Origin of the sequence: Undibacterium sp. WLX3042 (genome assembly GCF_049544825.1) — a bacterium.
Lineage (GTDB): Bacteria > Pseudomonadota > Gammaproteobacteria > Burkholderiales > Burkholderiaceae_D > Undibacterium.
The window spans coordinates 303132-324476 of sequence record NZ_CP186698.1 but is presented as its reverse complement, the minus strand read 5'-3'; the positions used below and the strand labels follow the sequence as shown (position 1 = coordinate 324476).

Here is a 21345-nt window from a genome sequence, read left to right as displayed (position 1 = left end):
TATGTTAAGTATTTCAAATTTACACGCGGCGTATGGCAAGGTGGAAGTCTTGCATGGCATTTCGCTGGACGTACCTAAGGGCAAAGTGGTGACGCTGATCGGCTCGAATGGCGCAGGTAAAACCACGACTATGCGGGCGATTTCCGGCATGCTGAAACCGAAACAGGGGACAGTCACCTTGCATGGTAAAGATGTGACCGGTTTGGATTCGCATAAAATCGCGCGTGCTGGCCTTGCCCATTCACCCGAAGGCCGTCGTGTGTTTGCGACGATGTCGGTGACAGATAATTTATTGCTGGGCGCATTTCCACGTTTCACACGTTCGCGTCCGCGCGGTGATATCGAAAGCGATCTGCAGCAGGCGATGGAATTATTCCCGCGCCTGCGTGAGCGCCGCCATCAACTGGCCGGTACTTTATCCGGCGGTGAACAGCAAATGCTGGCGATGGCACGCGCCGTTATGCTGAATCCGGAAGTGATATTGCTGGATGAGCCATCGATGGGACTGGCGCCTATCCTGGTCGATGAAGTGTTCCGCATCATCCAGCGACTCAAGCAGGAAGGGCGCACCATGTTGCTGGTCGAGCAGTTTGCGGCAGCCGCACTCGCTGTTGCGGATTATGGCTACGTCCTCGAAAACGGGCGCATCTCTGTGCATGGTCCGGCCGATAAATTGCAGAACGATCCGGCAGTGAAAGCAGCGTATCTGGGTGGTGGCTCACATCATTAAATGAAGTAAGTCAGAAGTCAAAACGAAAGAGGGGGAGTGCATATACTCCCCCTCTTTTTTATAAAATAGGTCTATTGTCAGCAGAAAATAAGGGTGGTTTACATATACTGGGGGGAGTATATTTGATGCTCAGAATGGAATTTCCTGATACTTCGTTGCTTGATTTGTCGTGATCTGTTGCTGAAACACGGATGCGATAGAAATACAGCCACATTTTTTAAGCAGCGTTCCATGAAAAAGCGCCCATCACTTTATTGCGTGATGGGCGCTGCTGTGCTGATGCCAGCAAAAACGTACTGGCAAATCTGTCAGTAAATCTGTAAGTGAAATTGCTTTAAAACCTGTCCGCTATTAACCCTGCAAATGCCGCAGCGGATGTGCGTACGCCGGCCATACTTCGGTGAAGAATTGCGCGATCTGTTCATGACTCACATCGCGCAGATGCGCAGGCGACCATTGCGGCATATTGTCTTTATCAACGACCAGGGCCCGCACGCCTTCCAGCACTTCGCCATGTTTGAAGCAATGGCGTACCATGGCGCGTTCCATGCGCAGACAGTCCGCCACATTCTGACGTGCGCCGCGCCGCAGTTGTTCGAGCGTGACGCACATCAGTAAAGGCGAACGTTTCTCCATCGTGACCAGTGTTTGCTGAGCAAATGCATCGCTGTTGTTGCTTAATTTTTCTGCGATGGTCAGCACATTGTTGCCGCTGAAAAACTGATCGATCAAGGCGCGCTGGCTGGCAAGTTTACTGCTGGCCGGATCAGCCTGCGATGCAAATGGCGCAGCAAATTCACGTATCGCCAGGCGTATATCTGCCGCTTCGGTACGCTCCAGCATGGTCAGTAATGCTGGCAGTTCAGATGTTGGGATATAGACGTCAGCGAGGCCTGCATATAAGGCATCGGCAGCGGCAATGATGTCGCCAGTCAGACCGAGATAAGTACCGATTTCACCCGGTGTTCGCGACAGGAAATAACTACCGCCGACATCCGGAAATAAACCGATGTTCACTTCCGGCATCGCCATTTTGGTACGTTCGGTCACGATACGCAGACGGCAATTTTCACCTGCCTGCGCAATGCCCATACCGCCACCCATCACCACACCATTCATCAACGCGATGTAGGGCTTAGGGTAAAAATGTATCAAATGATTTAACGCATATTCTTCGGTAAAAAAATCTTCGAGCAGGGCGCTGTCACCAGTTGGCGTAGCGGTGCCGACGTCATAGAAAAAGCGGATGTCGCCACCGGCACAAAATGCTTTTTCACTGCTGCTGTGTATGAATACGGCACGGATAGTTGTATCGTCGCGCCACGCCAATAATGTGGCGGTGAGTGCGCGCACCATCTCCAGTGACAGAGAGTTCAATGCTTTCGGACGGTCGAGAGTGATGTAGCCGATCTGATTTTTAACGGAAGTGATTACGTATTCGCTCATGTAGATACCATTAACATAGTCGTGACAGGGCAATCATTTTATTCCTGTTTGCACTTCGTCAGTACGACAAAAATAACAAAAAACAGATAACAAAAAAGGACGCTGTTGGCGTCCTTGTTTTCGTGTTCCGTAAATAACGGGAGGCGGGCGATTATGCCGATGCCGGATCAGGGATATGTTTGATCGCATCGCGATCGTGACCCTGAACTTTATCTTTATGCTTGATCACCTGACGATCCAGTTTATCAATCAGTGTATCAATCGCAGCGTATAAATCATGCGCCAGACTTTCAACGTGAATATTTTTACCACTGATATGCAGGTCAATGTCGGCTTTATGTCGTTTCTCTTTTTCGCTCAGCTTGTCGACGGTCAGCGTGACGGTCAGATCAATGACCTGATCAAAGTGACGCCGGATACGTTCCAGCTTGGTATGTACATATTCACGAATGGCAGGAGTGACTTCAACGTGATGTCCACTGATGGTGAGATTCATACTGTGCTCCTTTAGTGATATTGCTTGCTAATAACAATAAGCTCATTTTGATTTTACGGCGTTGAGCTAAATCATATATAGCAATTCAAACCGTGATTACAAGGACTGCTTACAAAGATTTTCGCAAACTGACTGGCGGTATTTTCAGGGCTTCACGGTATTTGGCTACGGTCCGTCGGGCAATTACCATGCCCTGTTCACCCAGCATGTCTGCGATTTTGCTATCAGAGAGTGGGCTTTTCTGGTCTTCTGCTCCTATCAACTGCTTGATGAGTGCACGTATCGCGGTGGAAGAGGCTTCACCCCCTGTTTCCGTCGCAACATGGCTGCCGAAAAAATATTTCAACTCAAACATCCCATGCGGGGTCAGCATGTATTTCTGAGTCGTCACACGAGAAATAGTGCTCTCGTGCAGACCCAGTGTATCAGCTATTTCGCGCAAAACAAGAGGGCGCATCGCAACAGCACCATGCGCAAAAAAATTACGTTGTCTTTCAACTATCGCTTGTGACACCCGTAAGATTGTTTCGAAGCGCTGACGCATATTTTTGATCAGCCAGCGTGCTTCCTGTAACTGGGTTCCAAGTCCTGTTTCGCCGCGATTCTGCCGCATGATGTTGGCGTACATACTGCTCACGCGCAGTTTCGGCATCACATCCTGATTCAGTAACACTTGCCAGCCATTACCATTTTTTCTGACGATCACATCCGGTACTGCATAGTCTGAGCTGCTGGTGGCAAATGCGATACCTGGCCGTGGTTCGCATTGCCGTATGACTGCCTGCGCTTCGCGCAAATCTTCATCATCGCAGTCGAATATTTTTTTTAATTTTGTGAAGTCTCTTTGTGCAAACAAAGTCAGCTGTGTTTCCACCAGTGCCAGTGCAAGACGGCGGGTAACAAAAGGAATTTTCGGCATGCGCCTGATCTGTATCGCGAGACACTCTGATAAATTTCGCGCACCGACACCCGGCGGATCAAAACTCTGCAGCATCTTCAGCGCGAACGATAATTCCTCTTCGTCTATTAATAATTCGAGTGGCAGACCAGCGTGAATTTCTTCCAGACTTTCTGTCAGGTAGCCGTTATCATCGAGTGTGTCGATGATCAGTTCCAGCAATGCGCGGTCGCGTGCTTCCCTGAGCGTGAGGCGCATTTGTTCCAGCAGATAGTCACGCAGGCTGATGTGGGTAGATTCGAGCTGAGGCCTGCCTTCATCTTCATCGGCGTTAGCTGCACCGGAAGGCGCATCGTTAAAACTCCACTCTTCTTCGTTGGCACTGATGCTGTCGTTGACCGGCACATCAGCTTCGACAGCAGCATCTTGTGGCGCGGCGCTTTCAGAAGGCGTGATGCTTTCCATGCCTGCATCCGGCGTCGTACTTGTATTGTTGATGGCGCCATCCGCCAGCAGGCGGACCGCATTATCCATAGGGTCATCGACACGCTCCAGCATAGGATTTTCTATCAGCAGCGTTTCCAGTTCCTGATGCAGTTCCAGCGTTGACAGTTGCAACAGCCGTATCGATTGCTGCAGTTGAGGCGTCAGCGCAAGATGCTGAGAAGTACGTAGTTGCAGGCTTTGTTTCATAATGCGTCCCGTTACATCCGGAAATGTTCTCCCAGATAGACGCGTCGCACAGACTCATTCTGAATGATGTCGTCGGGTTTGCCGCTGGCTAATACCGAGCCTTGATTGATGATGTAGGCATGGTCACAGATACCCAGCGTTTCGCGGACATTATGATCGGTGATCAGCACACCGATACCGCGTTCTTTCAGGAAGCGGACGATGCGTTGAATCTCAATCACTGCAATCGGATCGACTCCGGCAAAAGGTTCATCGAGCAGAACAAAACGCGGGTTCGTCGCGAGTGCGCGCGCAATTTCGACACGACGTCGTTCACCGCCCGATAAAGCCAGCGCCTGACTGTCACGGATTTTTTCTATCTGCAGATCGGTCAGCAAGCTGTCCAGACGTTGCCGGATTTTTTTCTCGGATAAAAATTTTCCATCTTTGTCTTTTTGCAGTTCGAGTACAGCGCGGATATTTTCTTCGACCGTCAGTTTACGAAACACTGATGCTTCCTGAGGCAGATACGACAGACCGAGGACGGCACGCTGATGTATCGGTAAATCCGAAACATTCGTATCGTCGATATTGATTTCGCCGGCGTCGGAAGGTACCAGTCCGACGATCATATAAAAAGAGGTGGTTTTACCTGCGCCGTTTGGTCCCAGCAGCCCGACGACTTCGCCGCTTTTTACCAGCAGCGATACATCGCGCACAACTTGTCGTGCACCGTAGCGTTTTTGCAGACCTTTGACGGTCAGCGTGCTGTCTTTTGATCCCATCTTAATTTGCCTGTTTCTCAGTTCTTGGTTGTATCGTGGTTTTGATGCGACCGCCTCCTGACACTGCCTGACCTGAGCTGGAATTGACGCCGACAAAGACATCATTTTTACTATCGTAGGAAAGGAATTCTCCTTCTTGTTGCTGTGTGACTTTGTTTCCGTCGAGATAGCGTATTTGTGCCCTGGACAGGAATTTTACGAATTCTGTTTTTTCATCGTATTCCGCTTTTTCGGATTCGCCTTCCACCCAAAGATCTGGCCCGCCGTCGCGCTTCTGACGAAACGTGATTTTTGCGCCAGGTTTGGCGGTCAGTACAACATGCTGGAATTCATCGGCACTTTTTGTAACAACAGCTTTTTCTGCTCTGACTTTCAGTGTGCCGCGGACGACCACGACATCACCTGAAAACGTACTGACATTGGTCTTGCCATTATTTAAAAACTGGTCTGCTTCTATCGTCATTTCTTTGAGACTGTCTGCTTTTTCAGCGTGAACGCTGGATACGGACAGTAAAGCCATCAGGGCTAACATCCATGAGCTCAACGCAAGATGCACTGTTTTTTTTTCGGGGCGCATGTTTACTCTCTGTCTTGTCTGTGTTGTTGATGAATGTTTTTTCATTTATGTTTGAACAGGCGTGCATGCACTTTACTGAGCAGACGCAATTCCTGATTCGCATTGTTCGCGATCATACCGGTCGCATCGGTTTCGCCGTTATCCGTGATCAGTCTGATGCGTTGGTCCGTCCTGACGATGTCGGAGTCCGGCAGTAACTGCAGATATTCTGTTTCTACCCGCATAAAACTGGAGTTGATTCCTTGTGGCCTCTCTACTCTTACCTGATCATAAAGATGCACCACATCTTCGGTACGTTTTGGGGACAGCACCTCAGATTTCTGTTCCACAACCGCACGCGCTGCATTAATCGTGATCGGTGTGCGCTGCGTATCGAAGCTGCTGATGCGCGGCTCTTTGATATCGTACTGATCCGTGCGCGGTAAATGCACCAGGCTTTGTCCGGTCACGTGATAATTTGCCTTGCCGTTATTCGAGAGTTTGATGAAATTAAAATTCTCGACGTAATAATCCGGTTCCTGACGCGCTGAGGTCCGGTTGTAATCATCGGCGCCCTGACGACGTACTGTGTCGTACAGCCAGAAACTGCCAAGTGCAAGGAGACCGACAGCAGCGATAGCCATCCAGGTGCGTGCGCGGTCGATAGTGATTTGTGCCTTCATGCGAGGTATTCTGCCAGAACGCTGTCGTACTTGTTTTGCGCCCGCAATATGAAATCGCAGACTTCCCTGGCTGCACCTTTGCCGCCGCTGGCCGTCGTCACGTGATGGACGCGTTGGCGCACTTCTGCATGACCGTTAGGTACGCTGGCGGCGAAGCCGACACGGGTCAGAACCGGCAGGTCGATCACATCATCGCCGATAAAGCCACATTCGTCTGCCGGTATATTCAACTCTTGCAGCAGATGCAAAAATGCCGTTTTTTTGTCATGGATGCCCTGACGCACATAGGTGATGCCCAGATCAGCGGCGCGCCGCGCGACGATCGGCGATTGCCGGGCACTGATTATGGCCGTGGCAATGCCAGCGTTTTGCAGCAACCGTATGCCCTGTCCATCCAGCACATTGAATGTTTTCAGCGTTTCGCCATCCGCACCGAAATGCAGGCTGCCATCGGTCAGAATACCGTCCACATCAAAGATCATCAGTCTGATTTTTGCTGCTCTTATGATCGCTTCAGACATTAAATCACCTTGGCTCTGGTCAGATCGTGAATATGTAATGCACCAGCCAGTTTGCCATGTTCATCTGTGACCAGCAGCTGATTAATGCGATAGGTTTCCATCACTTCGACAGCTTCGACCGCCAGTTGTTCGGCGCGTATGCTGCGTGGATTTTTGTGCATGACATCCGCGATGCGGATTTGCGTGAAATCTCTGACGTCTTCCATCAGGCGGCGCAAATCACCATCGGTGAAAACGCCGACGATATGACGCTCGGCATCAATCACTGCGGTCATCGCCATTCCTTTTTTGGTGATCTCCAGCAGTGCCGTGGTCAGTTGCGTATCGGGTGTCACGCAGGGAATCGCGTCACCGGTACGCATCACATCTTTGACATAGGTCAGCAGACGGCGACCCAGTGCGCCACCCGGGTGGGAACGGGCGAAATCCTCTTCGCGGAAGCCGCGGGCATCGAGTACGGCGACTGCCAGCGCATCGCCTAAAGCAAGGGTGACCGTGGTACTGGCTGTCGGCGCAAGATTCAGCGGGCAGGCTTCTTTATCGACGTGCAGATTCAGATGCACATCGGCCAGTTTCGCCAGACTCGATTGCGGATTGCCTGTCAGTGAAATCAGTTTGACGCCAAGGCGTTTAATGATAGGCAGGATCGCGATGAGTTCTGCGGCCTCACCGGAATAAGAGATGGCAATGAAGACATCATGCTTGGTTACCATACCCAGATCACCATGCGCCGCTTCTGCAGGATGGATAAAAAACGATGGTGTGCCGGTGGAGGCGAAGGTGGCGGAAATCTTACGGGCGATATGACCGGATTTGCCTATACCCGAAACGACAACACGCCCATTGCATGAAAGTAACATTCTGACTGCAACAGAGAAATTTGTGGCATCGTCGCTGTTGAGCCTGTTTTGTAAGGCAATCAGTGCGTCTGCTTCAATTTGCAGAGTTGCTGATGCCAGTTGCACCGCACGTTGCGCGGCGGTCGAGGACGCATCATTTGCTGTCGTCTCGTTAAATGGGGTTGCGTTCAGATCATTCATGTCCGAAGTATAAACGAAATCCTGTAAGCAAAAACTCTGCCAGACGTAACGAAATGCATATTCCGTGCACATTGTTCATTGAATATGACGAAAACTTCAGCATAAATCGGCAATAATATCCTCTATGAATGCGCTCGATACGACACTGTCTCTGTTAGCTGCCGCGGTTCTCGGGGTTGTTGTTTTTCGTCTGTGGCAACTGCCGCCAATACTGGGTTATCTCGTTGTCGGCGTGCTGATAAGTCCGTTTGGTCTGGGGTTTGCCGACGATGGCGCGGTCACGCACGAACTTGCCGAGTTTGGCGTGGTGTTTCTGATGTTTTCCATAGGGCTGGAATTCTCTTTGCCCAAGCTGATGACGATGCGCAAGGCGGTGTTCGGTCTGGGCATGGCGCAGGTAGTCATGACGATTGCGGTCAGCCTGGTCGCCGCCCGACTGGCCAGTATCTGGTTGCCGCAGTATTTTCAGATTGGTTGGGAAGCCGCTTTTGCCTTAGGCGGTGCACTGGCGATGTCATCGACAGCGATCGTTTCCAAAATGCTGACGGAGCGCCTGGAGCTGGAAAGTTTGCACGGGCGGCAGATTATCAGCATCCTGTTGTTTCAGGATCTGGCGGTGGTGCCGCTGCTGATCCTGATTCCGGCGCTGGCATCACATTCCTCTGATCTGCTGCAAAACCTGGCGTGGGCAAGTGCGAAGGCAATCCTGGTCCTGCTCGTATTACTGGTTGCCGGACAAAAACTGATACGCGCCTGGTTCCGGGTGGTCGCGAAGCAGCGTTCGCAAGAGTTATTTATGCTCAACCTGTTGCTGATCACGCTGGGGGCTGCATGGCTGACCGAACAGGCCGGGCTGTCGATGGCGCTGGGGGCGTTTGTGGCAGGGATGCTGATTTCTGAAACCGAGTACCGCCTTCAGGTCGAGGAGGATATCAAGCCTTTCCGCGATGTGCTGCTGGGGCTGTTTTTTATCACCGTCGGCATGCTGCTGAATTGGCGGCTGGTGGTTGATCATCTGTGGTTAGTGTTGTTGCTGTTTATTGTGCCAATGGTTGTCAAGCTGCTGCTGATTGCCGGTCTGGCAAAATTGTTTGGCAACTCGACCAGTATTTCTTTGCGCACCGGTCTGGCGCTGGCGCAGGCGGGTGAGTTTGGTTTTGTTTTATTAAATCAGGCCGGTGATCTGCATCTGATACCAGCGCAATTGTTGCAGGTAATACTGGCAGCCATGGTGTTGTCGATGCTGGTATCGCCGTTTATTCTGGCGAAATCGGATGTGATCGTGATGAAGTTTTCTGCCAACGAATGGATGCTGCAATCTTTAGCGTTGACACAAATTGCGGCCCGCACGATGAATGCGAAAAAGCACGTGATTATCGCGGGTTTCGGACGCAGCGGGCAAAGTCTGGCGCGTTTATTGGAAGAAGAAGGCATTAGCTATCACGCGCTGGATATGGATCCTGACCGTGTGCAGGAAGCGCAGATGGCGGGCGCAAATGTTTCGTATGGCGATGCGGCGCGCCGAGAGAGCCTGACGGCAGCTGGTATCAATCGCGCGGCTGCACTGGTCGTCACGTATTCCAGCACTGCCTCGGCATTAAAAATTCTGCACTTCGTGAATGAGCTTAATCCTTCCTTGCCGGTGATCGTACGCAGCCACGATGACACTGATTTGGATAAACTCAGAGCCGCCGGTGCCACCGAGGTGGTACCTGAACTAATGGAAGGCAGCCTGATGCTGGCATCGCATGCGCTGGTGATACTCGGCGTACCGTTGCGCCGTGTTGTGCATCGGGTGCAGGCGGCACGTGATGAGCGCTACGAATCGCTGCGGGGATTTTTCCGTGGCGCCAGCGATGCGGCTGACAGCCCGGAAGCGATGCAGGTCCGTTTGCATACGATAGTCCTGAGTGAGCGCGCAACGGCAGTTGGCAAATCCGTGCAATCGATACGTCTGGCGGAAACAGGGGCGGATGTGCATGCGATCCGCCGTGATCGTCAGCGTCTGGCGCTTGCCGAAAACATGATTTTGCAGGCCGGCGATGTGATCGTCGTGCGAGGAACATCAGAAGCAGTCGCAAGAGCCGAGCAGCGACTGCTAAAATAGCGGGTTATTTTAAAAATTGAAGGTCATCCGGCGATGTTAAATCCATCCGAGTACATTAAAGAACATATCCGCACTGTGCCAAACTGGCCGCAAGAAGGCGTGATGTTCCGCGACATTACCCCTTTGTTGCAAAATCCTAAGGTATTTCGCGTTTTAATCGACATGTTTGTGCATCGCTACATGGATCAGAAGATTGATGTGATCGCCGGTCTGGACGCGCGCGGCTTCATCATCGGTTCGGTGCTGGCGTATGAACTGAATCTGGGTTTTGTGCCGATTCGCAAGAAAGGTAAATTGCCTTTTCACACTGTGTCGGAAGAATATGAACTGGAATACGGCAGCGCAACCGTCGAGCTGCATGCCGACGCCTGCAAAAAAGGTGAGCGCGTGGTGCTGATCGACGATCTGATCGCGACGGGTGGCACCATGATGGCAGGTAAAAAATTGCTGGAGCGTCTCGGTGCGATCGTGGTCGAGGGCGCGGTGATCGTTGATCTGCCTGAACTGGGCGGCTCTAAGCTGATTAAAGACAGTGGCTTGCCGCTGTTTACCGTGTGTAATTTCGACGGACATTAATGCCGGAAAATTGATTCGCTGCTGAACGCTGTGCTGAATTGATGGCGTGATGACCGCGTTAAAAAATATATGAAAAGAAGAACTGACTGGTTCTTCTGGCTCTGAAAAAGCTGATACGCTGATTGCGATCAGCTTTTTTTATGCCGAAATTGTGGGGATAAAGTATGCGTGTTTTAGAAATGCAGGGCGCTGCGCTGCCGGCGTATGCGGCGCAGTTGAATCAGCTGTTACGGCAATGTATTGCCGCTGGTGCCAGCATCGGTTTTATTGCGCCGCTCAGCGACGATAAAGCGGCGGCTTTCTGGGCAAATATTCATCAGTCCGTACAGTCTGGCGAACGCCGCATGGCGCTGGCGCTTGATGACGACGGCCGGGTGCTCGGCACTGTGCAGCTTGTGCTGGATATGCCGCAAAACGGCCAGCATCGTGCGGAAATCGCCAAACTGATGGTGACACCGGACGCACGGCGGCGTGGTATTGCGCGCAGCTTAATGCAGTGGGCTGAAGATGTCTGCCGCGCGGAACAGCGCAGTCTGATCGTGCTCGATACCCGAACCGGTGATGCCGCAGAACCTTTGTATTTGTCGCTGGGTTTTCAGTTGGCGGGGATCATTCCCGCTTATGCCATGTCCGATGCGGGAACGCTGGACAGCACCAGTATTATGTTTAAACAATTGTTACGCGGCTGACAGCGAAGAGGGCGGGCAACCTCAGTATTTGCCAGCGCTGACGCCGTCTTGTTGTGCATTGGCCGCGGATACTGAGGCGCTTTTTTCTTTCAGAAGCGTTTTTTGTATCAAAATATACCGGGGGGAGTATATAAAATCCCCCTTTATTTTATTGTGACAATAAGCTGATTTTTTAACATACTCCCCATTTTTTCAATTTTCCGGGATTATTTCTATGTGGGGAATGGTTTTCTCCGTGCAGCCGGAAGTCCTCGCTTGTTTCGTCGCCAGGTGCTGACGAGCACCTGATTTTGTCAGGAAAAAAATGGTAGCGTCCGAATTGGCGCGGCAAGTTTACATCGGCAAAAATTAAGCTTCTGCGTTATACTTCAGGTCTTCCAAGGAGCGCTGCGACAAGATCTTGCTATCTTGCCAGGCTTGGAATCCACACAACCGCGCTCACGTTACTTTTTTCAATCAGAAAGGAGGGCGTGATGAACGCCACTGTAACTTCCGCACCATCCAAGACAACTCAGGATTTTCTCATTGCCGATATCAGTCTCGCAGACTGGGGTCGTAAAGAAATTAAAATCGCTGAAACAGAAATGCCGGGCCTGATGGCGATCCGCGAAGAATTCGCTGCCAGCCAGCCGTTAAAAGGCGCGCGTATCACCGGTTCGCTGCACATGACAATTCAGACAGCCGTTCTGATCGAAACTCTGATCGCACTCGGTGCGCAGGTCCGCTGGGCATCCTGCAATATCTATTCAACTCAGGATCATGCTGCGGCAGCAATCGCCGCCGGCGGCACACCAGTCTTTGCATTCAAAGGCGAAAACCTGGATGAATACTGGGAATTCACGCACCGTATTTTTGAATGGACCGACGGTGGTTATTCCAACATGATTCTGGATGATGGTGGCGATGCGACTTTGTTGCTGCATCTCGGTACCCGCGCAGAGAAAGATATTTCTGTGCTGGCTAATCCAGGTTCAGAAGAAGAAATCTGCCTGTTCAACGCAATCAAATCGCATCTGAAAACAGAACCAGACTGGTATTCCAAACGTCTGGCCGCGATCAAAGGCGTGACCGAAGAAACGACGACAGGCGTACATCGTCTGTACCAGATGCACAAAGAAGGCAAACTTGCTTTCCCTGCGATCAACGTTAATGATTCCGTAACGAAATCTAAGTTCGATAATCTGTACGGCTGCCGCGAATCTTTGGTGGACGGTATCAAACGTGCGACTGACGTGATGATCGCCGGTAAAGTTGCCGTGATCGTCGGTTATGGTGACGTCGGCAAAGGTTGCGCACAAGCGATGCGTGCATTATCCGCTCAGGTCTGGGTGACAGAGATTGATCCTATCTGTGCATTGCAGGCGGCGATGGAAGGCTTCCGCGTGGTAACGATGGAATACGCCGCAGAACATGGTGATATTTTCGTGACGACCACTGGCAACTACCACGTCATCAATCACGCACACATGCTGAAGATGAAAGATCAGGCAATCGTGTGCAACATCGGTCACTTCGACAATGAAATTGATGTCGCCTCACTCAAGCAATACACCTGGGAAAACATCAAACCGCAAGTCGATCATGTGATTTTCCCTGATGGCAAACGTATCATTTTGCTGGCTGAAGGCCGTCTGGTGAACCTGGGTTGCGGTACTGGCCATCCTTCGTATGTGATGAGTTCTTCGTTTGCGAATCAGACGATTGCGCAAATTGAACTGTTCCAGAACAATGATCAGTATCCGGTTGGCGTTTATACCTTACCTAAGCATCTGGATGAAAAAGTCGCCCGTCTGCAATTGAAAAAACTCAATGCGCAACTGAGCGAGCTGACCGATGAACAAGCTGCGTATATCGGCGTGAAAAAAGAAGGTCCTTACAAGCCTGAACACTACCGTTATTAATCACGACTGACTCCCCGTCTGACTGTGTCAGCGGGGAGTTTTTCTTATCCGTCGAAACAGGAGTCCGTATGCGTCTGCTTGCTATCTGGCTGATTAACGCCCTCGCTTTGCTCGCCATTCCTTATCTGATGCACTCTGTTGCCATTGATAGTTTCGGCACAGCCCTGCTGGTAGCACTGGTACTGGGATTGGTCAATACCATTCTGCGTCCGGTGTTGCTGGTGCTGACCTTGCCGGTAACGATGCTGACCATGGGCTTATTCATTTTTGTCATCAACGGCTTGTTGTTCTGGGCTGTGGCGAACGTGGTTGATGGCTTTCATGTCGCCGGATTCTGGGCCGCAGTCGGTGGTGCTTTGTTGTACAGCGTGATCTCCTGGACACTGTCGACTTTACTCTTTCAACAACGATGAAGACGCATAATTTCAGCATAGAATTTTTCCCGCCCAAGACGGCGGAAGGCATCGAGAAATTACGTGCAACCAGAGCAAAACTGGCTGAGTTGCAGCCTAAATATTTTTCCGTGACATTTGGTGCCGGTGGTACCACACAGCAAGGAACGCTGGATACGGTTCTGGAGATCCGTAAAGAAGGCTACGATGCCGCGCCGCATTTGTCTTGTGTCGGCGGCAGCCGTGAATCGATACGCGACATTCTGCAGCAATATCAGGCCAACGATATCCGCCGGTTGGTGGCGTTGCGTGGTGATTTGCCGAGTGGCTATGGCATGGGCGGCGAATTCCGTCACGCCAGTGATCTGGTTGAATTTATCCGTGCCGAAACCGGTAACTGGTTTCATATCGAAGTGGCTGCTTATCCGGAAATGCATCCGCAGGCACGCTCACCGCAAGACGATTTACAAAATTTTGTCCGTAAGATGAACGCCGGAGCCAATGCCGCCATCACGCAATATTTTTACAATGCGGACGCATATTTCCGTTTTGTTGAAGAGGCGCAGAAAGCAGGTGTGACCGCACCTATCGTGGCCGGCATTATGCCGATTACCAACAGCAGTCAGTTGTTGCGTTTCTCTGAAATGTGCGGTGCAGAGATCCCACGCTGGGTACGCCTGAAGCTGGCGAGTTTTGGCGACGACACTGCGTCGATCAAAGCGTTTGGACTCGACGTGGTGTCATCTATGTGCGAACGTTTGCTGGCAGGCGGCGCACCAGGGCTGCATTTCTATTCATTGAATCAGGCCGCCGCAACAACGGCGATCTGGCAACGCCTGGTGTAATCGTTCGTTTTAATCGTCCATTTTTTCAAAAGCGTGCTGATGGCAATGTCAGCACGCTTTTTTTGCTTGTGAAAAAGGAGCGGTTTGTCAGGCGGCTGAACTCATTCTGCGTTTTTAAGCACAAATTCTTGTCTTTAAGAAAATATTTATTTTGATTCAAGTCAAGAATACAGGCCTTTTTCTGCATTACAATAATTCGTTATATTTAATTTTTCATATTTAAATAACCTTGCCACCGGGAGCAAAATTGGCTATTGAACTTTACAATGACGGCAAACACATCTGCGTGATGTTTAACGATCTGGTGAAAGATGCCGGGGATCATGCCGTTCAGGCTAATCAGTTCCTTGTCGTTTCCGATGGTGAGGGTGCGCTGATTGATCCGTCCGGCCATCTGACTTACAACTCGCTGGTGTTGGCAATGCACAAGTACATGCCTAAGCAGCAGCTGAAGTATCTGTTTGCCTCGCATCAAGATCCCGATATTATCGGCGCACTGGATAAGTGGCTCTTCAGTACAGAGTGCAATCTGTTTGTGTCTAAACTCTGGTCACGTTTCGTACCGCATTTCTGTAATCTGAACCGTGCTGACGGTCGTATTATCGGGATTCCGGATGAAGGCATGCCTGTACCTATGCGTGATACCGTTATCCACGCTGTGCCTGCGCATTTTCTCCATGCGGAAGGTAACTTCCAGTTTTACGATTCCAAATCAAAAATCCTGTTTTCCGGTGATATGGGAGCGTCGATGGTGGATGCGGGCGATATCGTTAATCCGATGAGAACCAAAGAAGATTTCCTTGCAGAGCTGCACACCATGAGTGGTTTCCATAAGCGTTATATGGTGTCAAACAAGGTCTGCCGTCTGTGGGCAAATATGGTGCGGCAAATGGATATCGAGATGATGGTACCTCAGCATGGCCGTTATTTTGTCGGTAAGGAAGCGATACACGCGTTCCTCGACTGGATAGAAAACCTGCAATGCGGTATTGATCTGTTTACTCAGGAACATTACCGCTTCCGTGGCTGATCAGCCGGTTTTCAGCGGTTTCACTACCGCATAGTCGAGAGGCAATGCGGTAGTACTCTTAATTACTTCCATCACAAAACTGGAGCTGACATCCTGCAAGTCGGCGACTTTCACCAGCTTTTTATAGACCAGATCAAAGCCTGCCATATCCGGCACATGGACCTTCAACAGATAGTCGATGTCGCCGCTCATGCGCAGTATCTCGACGATTTCACTGATATCTTTGACTCCCGCGATAAACTTCTGCATCCATTTCTCGTTATGTTGCGCCGCCTTGAGCGCCACCATCACGGTTAAACCGAGATTCAGTTTGCCGGGATCGCACAACACAACCTGACTGCGGATGACGCCGTCTTCCTGTAGTTTCTGTACCCGCCGCCAGCAAGGCGTGACGGAAAGATGCACCGCCTGCGCCAGATCGGCCAGCGCAATCGAGGCGTCTTTCTGCAGGAAACTCAGTATTTCAAGATCTTTTTTATCCATAATCATATATTTTTAGGAAATTTTTCTAAAAATAACATGAATGTTTAAAAAAATGAGTAAAAATTTCCGGCTGATGATTGTTACGATGTCGGCTGTACCGTCGCCTGAACGCGATATCTGAAAATTCTGTCTGTCTCTGGAGAACGCCATGCACCAACCCGCATCTGAATTGCAAACGGCAACGCGCCTGACTCACGCCGGGCGCAAAGGAAAAGAGCATCATGGTCCTGTCAATCCGCCTGTGGTTCGTGCATCGACGATGTTGTTTCCCGATTGTGCGGCTTTACAGGATGCCAATGGTACCCGTCGCTCGTATGCGCGCCATGCGACCGAAACCACGCTGGCGCTGGAGCAGGCATTGTGCGCAGCGGAGGGCGCTGCTGCCTGCATGCTGACCTCGTCGGGTTTGTCGGCGATTACAACGACCTTGCTGGCTTTACTGAAACCGGGCGATCATCTGCTGATGGTCGATACTGCTTATGATCCTACACGCCAGTTCTGTGATGGCTTGCTGAAGCAGATCGGCGTTAACACGACGTATTACGACCCGCTGATTGGTGCGGGTATTGCGGCGTTAATGCAGCCAGAGACCAAAGTAATTTTTGTCGAATCACCCGGCTCGCTGACATTTGAAGTGCAGGACGTACCGGCGATTGCGGCGGTCGCGCATGCGGCTGGTGCGGTCGTGGTGGCTGACAGCACATGGGCCACACCGATAGGCTGGGATTCTTTTGCTCTGGGAATTGATGTCTCTATACACGCGGCGACCAAGTACATCGTCGGTCACTCTGACGCATTGATGGGGGCGATTCTGACAAATGAAGCGCTGCATCTGCGTATCCGCAATACGTATAAACAACTGGGCATGTCTGTCGGCGGTGATGATGCAGCATTGGCATTGCGTGGTCTGCGTACCATGGCTGCGCGTCTGGCAGTGCATCGCGACAGCGCGCAGGTCGTTGCGAAGTGGCTGCAGGCTCAGCCTGAAGTGGCAGAAGTGCTGTATCCACCGCTGGCAGGTGCAGCCGGACATACATTATGGAAGCGTGACTTCCGCGCAGAATACGCATGCGGACTGATGGGAGCCGTTTTTCATTCCGGCGTGACGGAGGCGCAGGTCGCAGCCCTGATCGATCGTACTGCTTTATTCGGCATAGGTTACAGCTGGGGTGGATACGAGAGCCTGATTCTGCCGACACGCCCGGCGGGATACAGGACGATCAATGCGGAAAAATGGAATGTGCCGATGATACGTCTGCATGTCGGTCTCGAAGCCGTGGAGGATTTAATCACCGATCTTGATGCAGGATTTTCCGCATTAAGAGCATCTGCCTGCACTGCCAGAGCAGCATAAGCTGGAAGCCGTGAATGCCAGACGACAGTTTCCAGTATTGTCATCAGGATGTCACTCACCTTGTTTAAGATGCGTATGTCCTACTGCTTTAACTCCAAAGGTCAGGATATTTGCCCGCAGATTTTTCTGCGGGTTTTTTTATGGTGGTGAACTGATCGCCTCATCTATATCCAGTGTTTTTACTCCTCCACCATTCAGAAATTCCACGTACATCCAGTCTCCTTCGGCATTGCTGACGCCATCCGGCACGTTTCGCTGAACTTCTGCTTTACCGGCGAGACTTGCCCGCATACTGTCTATCCAGATTGGTAAAGCCAGAGTCGCACCAAATTCTCTGCCACCCAGCGATTTAGGATCGTCGTAACCCATCCAGGCAACCGCGACCACATTCCCTGCGTAGCCAGCAAACCAGCCGTCAACAGCATCACTGGTGGTCCCTGTTTTTCCGGCCAGATCATGGCGTCCCAGACGTGCGCTGGCTGCTGCACCGGTACCACTGCGGGTGACTTCACTTAACAGACTGTGCATCACAAAGGCATTCCTGCCATCAATCACACGGGCATCTTCCTGCGCAATCGCAGGTACTTTATTTTCACTCAGCACCTTGCCTTTGGCGTCAACGACCTTGCTGATCAGCCACGGCGTGATCTGATAACCACCATTCGCAAACACGGCATATCCGGCTGCCAGTTGTACTGGTGTGACAGCACCGGTGCCGAGCGCCATGGTCAGGTCATCCGGATGCTTTTCTTTGTTAAAACCAAAACGCGGCAACCAGTTATGCGCAGTATCGACACCGATGGCTTTGAGTATGCGCACAGAGACCACGTTTTTCGATTGTGCCAGCGCGGTACGCATGCTGATGGGACCATCATATTTACCATCGTCATTGCGTGGGTCCCAGCGCAGCAAAGTACCTGTCGTGGCGGAGAGCTGCACGTCATTGATCAGCGTTGCCGGAGAAAAGCCTTTTTCCAGGGCTGCAGAATAAATGAAGGGTTTAATGCTGGAACCAGGCTGACGCCAGGCGCTGGTGACATGGTTGAATTTTTTACGGTTGAAATCGAATCCGCCCACCAGTGCACGATAGGCACCGGTTTCCGCATTCAGGGCAACGTAGGCACCTTCGACTTCAGGCAACTGGCTGATACTCCAGCGCTTCTTCGTATTCTGTATCACGCGGATCACCGCACCAGGTACGATTTTCAGACTGGATTTCGCTTTCGCTTGTAAGGCGTTTGCCGCAAATTTTAAACCGTCACCATCAATCACTGCGGTGTCGCCGTTGGCCAGTTCTGCCTTGATGACTTTGCTGCTGACTTCGGTTACGACTGCAGCCTGTAATTTGTCGCTGGAAGGATGTTTGCGCAGCACTTCATCAATCGCATCGTCACGTTCATCTTCATCTGCAGGTAACTGAATAAAGGCTTCGGGGCCGCGATAGCCGTGGCGCTGGTCGTATGCCATGACGTTGTTGCGCACGGCTTCATAAGCCGCTTCCTGATCAGCTTTCAGCAGCGTGGTATAGACTTTGATACCACTGGTGTAGGCTTGTTCTTTGTATTCGTCGACGATTTTTTGGCGCACCATCTCAGCAACATAGTCGGCATGGGTATCGTAAATCTGTTTTCCGGTGACGGTGATTCTTTCATGCAGAGCCTGATCGTATTGTGCTTCAGTAATCACGCCACGATTGAGCATGAGTTTGAGCACCACTTCCTGCCTTTGCTTGGCCTTTTGGAAGTTGCTGACAGGATTGTGCCGCACCGGATTTTTCGGTATCCCGACCAACATTGCAGCTTCCGCCAGACTCAGTTCATTCAGTGATTTATTGAAGTAAGTCCGCGCTGCGCCAGCGAAGCCATGGGTGCGCTGCCCCAGATAAATCTGATTCATGTACAGCTCCAGAATCTGGTCTTTACTGAGCGCGGCTTCGATGCGGGTGGTGAGTAGCAATTCTTTGAGTTTTCGATTCACGGTTTTTTCCTGCGACAGGAAAAAATTTCTGGCGACCTGCATCGTGATGGTCGACGCTCCCTGATGAAATCCACCGCGCAGATCAGCCAGAACCGCACGACCGGCACCGATAAAGTCGATACCGCTATGTTCGTAAAAGCGCGCATCCTCGGTAGAGAGCAGTGCCGTTTTCAGTTTTTCGGGAATCTCTTTGATCGGTACAAATTCGCGGTGTTCTTCGCCAAATTCACCGATCAGCGCGTTATCTGCAGTATAGATACGCAGCGGTATCTTTGGTCGGTAATCGGTCACCGCGTCAAGTGGCGGCAGGTTGGGCGCAAGTACCAGAAACACGTAGGCCAGAACGCCCGCAGCGATGATGCCCAGCGATGCCACGATGGCAGCAATCCATTTCATGTTGGTTTAGTCCTCTAAAGTTTGCAGCAGATACAGTTTTTGATAAATGCCCTGATCTATCTGCATTAATTCCTGATGCTGACCTTGCTCAGCGATTTTGCCGTGATTCAGAACGATGATGCTGTCTGCATCTCTGATAGTGGAAAGGCGATGCGCAATGGCGATGATGGTGACTTTGCCGCGTAATTCATTCAGCGCAACTTGCACGATCTGTTCGGTTTCACTATCAATATGAGAGGTCGCCTCGTCCAGGAACAGGATGCGTGGCTGACCCGCCAGTGCGCGGGCAATCGCAATCAGTTGCTTTTGCCCTGTGGATAATCTGGCGCCGCCTTCGCCGAGTGGCGTGTCATAGCCATGTTCCAGTTGCAGAATAAACTCATGTACGTGTGCTGCTTTCGCTGCCGTGATGATGTCTGTCTCGCTGAGGCTGCGCCCCATCGCGATATTTTCACGCGCGCTGGCGGCAAGCAAAAAGGGTTCTTGCGGAACGAGGCCGACGCTGGCACGGAAATGCTCATCTGAAAAAGTGGCAATGTCATGACCGTCAATTCTGATGCTGCCGGATTGCGCGGCATAAAAGCGCAGCAGCAAACTCATCAGCGTCGATTTTCCGCTGCCGGTATGACCGACCACACCAAAAAAACTGCCGGCTGGTACGTGTAAATTCACGTCCTGCAATACCGGATGTCCGGCGTTGTAGGCAAAGCTCAGATGCGCTATGTTCACGTCGCCTGACAGCATTTGCGCATCGGTACTGGTATTCGTTGTCTGCTGTTCGTGTAACAAGGTGTTGACCCGTGCAGCCGAGACGACGGCTTGCTGAATTTGCCCGAATTGCAGCGTAATCTGAATCAGCGGATCTACAACTCGCGCGATATAACTGACAAATGCATACAGAATCCCGACTTCGACACCCGAAAAACTGCGTTGCCCAAAGCTGTAAATCACGACCACCAACAGCACGGAATTAAGTAAATCCAGCGCTGGTCGCAGTAACCAGGCGTTTGCGCGCAGTTCATCAAGACGGGCGACGTAATGTAATTGGTTTGTGTTGGCAAATCGCTGACCGAAACGTTGTTCGGCATTGCTGGCCTGCAGGGCGCTCATGCCACTGATACTCTCGGCAACCTGCGCGTTAATGTCGCTACGCAACTGCCGTGCACGGCTGACGGCGGGGGCACTCCAGCGCTGATAAAACCAGACAATAATCACGACGGCCGGAATTAAGGTGATGACGATCAGCATCAATCGCCAGTCCAGCCATGCCATGGCCACCAGCGCGCCGAGCACGACGATGGAGCTGTCCAGCATCACAAACAATACCTGCACATACAGATTTTTGACTGACTCGGTATCGTTGGTGACGCGGCTGACGAGCTGACCGGTAATCGCCTTATCGAAGAAGGCCATAGGCAAACGCAAGACATGCCCATACACCTGTTCGCGTAAGCGCCGCACTGAACGCATTGCAACCCCCGCAAGCCGGGTCAGCTGCATGTAGCGCAGCCAGGTTGCACCCCAGCCTGTCACGACATACGCCACCAGTAAGGCAATAACCGCAGGCCAGTCCATTAAGTGCGGCAGCAGATAACGGTCGATAAACGCTTTGCCGAGTAAGGGGCCGATGGCTTCCAGTCCGGCAGCAATCAATAAAAAAAATATGCCCCAGACGACATGTTTTTTTTCTGGCTGAGCCGCTTGTACCAATAACTGTACGGCTAATTTTTTCTCTGATTTCACGGAGGCTTTTTCTGTCGTATTCATA

The 21345-nt window shown here is 51.4% G+C and carries 20 protein-coding genes and 1 riboswitch; of the genes, 9 read left to right on the top strand and 11 right to left on the bottom strand.

Annotation, left to right across the window (positions count from 1 at the left end):
* Position 1: 1 nt before the first annotated feature.
* A complete protein-coding gene (locus tag ACPAOP_RS01445; RefSeq protein ID WP_212677639.1) occupies positions 2 to 730 on the top strand; it encodes an ABC transporter ATP-binding protein in 729 nt (242 codons plus the stop codon).
* Between the two features lie 351 nt (positions 731 to 1081).
* Here ACPAOP_RS01445 and ACPAOP_RS01440 read toward each other — a convergent pair whose 3' ends face one another.
* From ACPAOP_RS01440 to ACPAOP_RS01405, 8 genes are all read right to left on the bottom strand, one after another.
* Positions 1082 to 2176, bottom strand: coding sequence for an enoyl-CoA hydratase/isomerase family protein (locus tag ACPAOP_RS01440; protein ID WP_423709044.1), 1095 nt, complete (start codon positions 2174 to 2176; stop codon positions 1082 to 1084).
* Positions 2177 to 2327: 151 nt separating this feature from the next.
* Positions 2328 to 2672, bottom strand: a complete 345-nt coding sequence (hpf, locus tag ACPAOP_RS01435; RefSeq protein ID WP_423680688.1) for a ribosome hibernation-promoting factor, HPF/YfiA family — start codon at positions 2670 to 2672, stop codon at positions 2328 to 2330.
* Positions 2673 to 2781: 109 nt separating this feature from the next.
* Positions 2782 to 4263, bottom strand: a complete 1482-nt coding sequence (locus ACPAOP_RS01430) for an RNA polymerase factor sigma-54 (RefSeq protein ID WP_423709043.1) — start codon at positions 4261 to 4263, stop codon at positions 2782 to 2784.
* A gap of 11 nt (positions 4264 to 4274) precedes the next feature.
* On the bottom strand, positions 4275 to 5027 hold the full coding sequence (lptB, locus tag ACPAOP_RS01425; protein ID WP_423709041.1) for an LPS export ABC transporter ATP-binding protein: 753 nt from the start codon (positions 5025 to 5027) through the stop codon (positions 4275 to 4277).
* 1 nt (position 5028) lies between these two features.
* A complete protein-coding gene (gene lptA / locus ACPAOP_RS01420) occupies positions 5029 to 5604 on the bottom strand; it encodes a lipopolysaccharide transport periplasmic protein LptA (RefSeq protein WP_423709040.1) in 576 nt (191 codons plus the stop codon).
* A gap of 41 nt (positions 5605 to 5645) precedes the next feature.
* Complete coding sequence (gene lptC / locus ACPAOP_RS01415) at positions 5646 to 6266, bottom strand: LPS export ABC transporter periplasmic protein LptC (protein WP_423709039.1); 621 nt, start codon at positions 6264 to 6266, stop codon at positions 5646 to 5648.
* On the bottom strand, positions 6263 to 6787 hold the full coding sequence (locus ACPAOP_RS01410; RefSeq protein WP_423709038.1) for a KdsC family phosphatase: 525 nt from the start codon (positions 6785 to 6787) through the stop codon (positions 6263 to 6265). The genes lptC and ACPAOP_RS01410 overlap by 4 nt, the downstream gene beginning before the upstream one ends.
* Complete coding sequence (locus ACPAOP_RS01405; protein ID WP_423709037.1) at positions 6787 to 7827, bottom strand: KpsF/GutQ family sugar-phosphate isomerase; 1041 nt, start codon at positions 7825 to 7827, stop codon at positions 6787 to 6789. The genes ACPAOP_RS01410 and ACPAOP_RS01405 overlap by 1 nt, the downstream gene beginning before the upstream one ends.
* 124 nt (positions 7828 to 7951) lie before the next feature.
* Here ACPAOP_RS01405 and ACPAOP_RS01400 point away from each other — a divergent pair, with 124 nt between their 5' ends.
* The 7 genes from ACPAOP_RS01400 to ACPAOP_RS01370 all read left to right on the top strand — a co-directional run bounded on the left by ACPAOP_RS01400 (position 7952) and on the right by ACPAOP_RS01370 (position 15367).
* Entirely contained in the window at positions 7952 to 9934 is a 1983-nt protein-coding gene (locus ACPAOP_RS01400; protein ID WP_423709036.1) for a cation:proton antiporter, read from the top strand.
* A 33-nt stretch (positions 9935 to 9967) separates the two neighbouring features.
* Positions 9968 to 10510 (top strand): adenine phosphoribosyltransferase, encoded by a 543-nt coding sequence (locus ACPAOP_RS01395; RefSeq protein WP_423680696.1) that lies wholly within the window; start codon positions 9968 to 9970, stop codon positions 10508 to 10510.
* A 164-nt stretch (positions 10511 to 10674) separates the two neighbouring features.
* Entirely contained in the window at positions 10675 to 11199 is a 525-nt protein-coding gene (locus ACPAOP_RS01390) for a GNAT family N-acetyltransferase (protein WP_423709035.1), read from the top strand.
* Positions 11200 to 11572: 373 nt separating this feature from the next.
* Positions 11573 to 11646, top strand: a riboswitch (S-adenosyl-L-homocysteine riboswitch).
* Positions 11647 to 11672: 26 nt separating this feature from the next.
* Positions 11673 to 13100 (top strand): adenosylhomocysteinase, encoded by a 1428-nt coding sequence (gene ahcY / locus ACPAOP_RS01385; protein ID WP_423680698.1) that lies wholly within the window; start codon positions 11673 to 11675, stop codon positions 13098 to 13100.
* A 68-nt stretch (positions 13101 to 13168) separates the two neighbouring features.
* A complete protein-coding gene (locus ACPAOP_RS01380) occupies positions 13169 to 13513 on the top strand; it encodes a phage holin family protein (RefSeq protein WP_190477187.1) in 345 nt (114 codons plus the stop codon).
* Positions 13510 to 14337: a methylenetetrahydrofolate reductase [NAD(P)H] gene (gene metF, locus ACPAOP_RS01375; protein ID WP_423709034.1), complete on the top strand. Its 828-nt coding sequence runs from the start codon at positions 13510 to 13512 to the stop codon at positions 14335 to 14337. Before ACPAOP_RS01380 ends, metF begins: the two co-directional genes overlap by 4 nt.
* 247 nt (positions 14338 to 14584) lie before the next feature.
* Positions 14585 to 15367, top strand: a complete 783-nt coding sequence (locus tag ACPAOP_RS01370) for an MBL fold metallo-hydrolase (protein ID WP_423709033.1) — start codon at positions 14585 to 14587, stop codon at positions 15365 to 15367.
* Here ACPAOP_RS01370 and ACPAOP_RS01365 read toward each other — a convergent pair whose 3' ends face one another.
* Positions 15368 to 15850, bottom strand: a complete 483-nt coding sequence (locus ACPAOP_RS01365) for an Lrp/AsnC family transcriptional regulator (protein ID WP_423709032.1) — start codon at positions 15848 to 15850, stop codon at positions 15368 to 15370.
* A gap of 148 nt (positions 15851 to 15998) precedes the next feature.
* Between ACPAOP_RS01365 and metC the strand changes: the two genes are divergently transcribed.
* Positions 15999 to 17204 (top strand): cystathionine beta-lyase, encoded by a 1206-nt coding sequence (gene metC / locus ACPAOP_RS01360; protein ID WP_423709031.1) that lies wholly within the window; start codon positions 15999 to 16001, stop codon positions 17202 to 17204.
* Between the two features lie 138 nt (positions 17205 to 17342).
* On the opposite strand, the gene ACPAOP_RS01355 is transcribed toward metC, so the two are convergent.
* The gene (locus ACPAOP_RS01355; protein WP_423709029.1) at positions 17343 to 19577 is read right to left on the bottom strand and encodes a penicillin-binding protein 1A; all 2235 of its coding nucleotides are present in this window, start codon (positions 19575 to 19577) and stop codon (positions 17343 to 17345) included.
* 6 nt (positions 19578 to 19583) lie between these two features.
* The gene (locus ACPAOP_RS01350; RefSeq protein ID WP_423709028.1) at positions 19584 to 21344 is read right to left on the bottom strand and encodes an ABC transporter ATP-binding protein; all 1761 of its coding nucleotides are present in this window, start codon (positions 21342 to 21344) and stop codon (positions 19584 to 19586) included.
* Between the last annotated feature and the right edge of the window lies 1 nt (position 21345).

Coding starts and splice junctions, on each gene's coding strand:
- ACPAOP_RS01445 (WP_212677639.1), top strand. CDS start 2: ATGTTAAGTATTTCAAATTTACACGCGGCGTATGGCAAGGTGGAAGTC.
- ACPAOP_RS01440 (WP_423709044.1), bottom strand. CDS start 2,176: ATGAGCGAATACGTAATCACTTCCGTTAAAAATCAGATCGGCTACATC.
- hpf (WP_423680688.1), bottom strand. CDS start 2,672: ATGAATCTCACCATCAGTGGACATCACGTTGAAGTCACTCCTGCCATT.
- ACPAOP_RS01430 (WP_423709043.1), bottom strand. CDS start 4,263: ATGAAACAAAGCCTGCAACTACGTACTTCTCAGCATCTTGCGCTGACG.
- lptB (WP_423709041.1), bottom strand. CDS start 5,027: ATGGGATCAAAAGACAGCACGCTGACCGTCAAAGGTCTGCAAAAACGC.
- lptA (WP_423709040.1), bottom strand. CDS start 5,604: ATGCGCCCCGAAAAAAAAACAGTGCATCTTGCGTTGAGCTCATGGATG.
- lptC (WP_423709039.1), bottom strand. CDS start 6,266: ATGAAGGCACAAATCACTATCGACCGCGCACGCACCTGGATGGCTATC.
- ACPAOP_RS01410 (WP_423709038.1), bottom strand. CDS start 6,787: ATGTCTGAAGCGATCATAAGAGCAGCAAAAATCAGACTGATGATCTTT.
- ACPAOP_RS01405 (WP_423709037.1), bottom strand. CDS start 7,827: ATGAATGATCTGAACGCAACCCCATTTAACGAGACGACAGCAAATGAT.
- ACPAOP_RS01400 (WP_423709036.1), top strand. CDS start 7,952: ATGAATGCGCTCGATACGACACTGTCTCTGTTAGCTGCCGCGGTTCTC.
- ACPAOP_RS01395 (WP_423680696.1), top strand. CDS start 9,968: ATGTTAAATCCATCCGAGTACATTAAAGAACATATCCGCACTGTGCCA.
- ACPAOP_RS01390 (WP_423709035.1), top strand. CDS start 10,675: ATGCGTGTTTTAGAAATGCAGGGCGCTGCGCTGCCGGCGTATGCGGCG.
- ahcY (WP_423680698.1), top strand. CDS start 11,673: ATGAACGCCACTGTAACTTCCGCACCATCCAAGACAACTCAGGATTTT.
- ACPAOP_RS01380 (WP_190477187.1), top strand. CDS start 13,169: ATGCGTCTGCTTGCTATCTGGCTGATTAACGCCCTCGCTTTGCTCGCC.
- metF (WP_423709034.1), top strand. CDS start 13,510: ATGAAGACGCATAATTTCAGCATAGAATTTTTCCCGCCCAAGACGGCG.
- ACPAOP_RS01365 (WP_423709032.1), bottom strand. CDS start 15,850: ATGGATAAAAAAGATCTTGAAATACTGAGTTTCCTGCAGAAAGACGCC.
- metC (WP_423709031.1), top strand. CDS start 15,999: ATGCACCAACCCGCATCTGAATTGCAAACGGCAACGCGCCTGACTCAC.
- ACPAOP_RS01355 (WP_423709029.1), bottom strand. CDS start 19,577: ATGAAATGGATTGCTGCCATCGTGGCATCGCTGGGCATCATCGCTGCG.
- ACPAOP_RS01350 (WP_423709028.1), bottom strand. CDS start 21,344: ATGAATACGACAGAAAAAGCCTCCGTGAAATCAGAGAAAAAATTAGCC.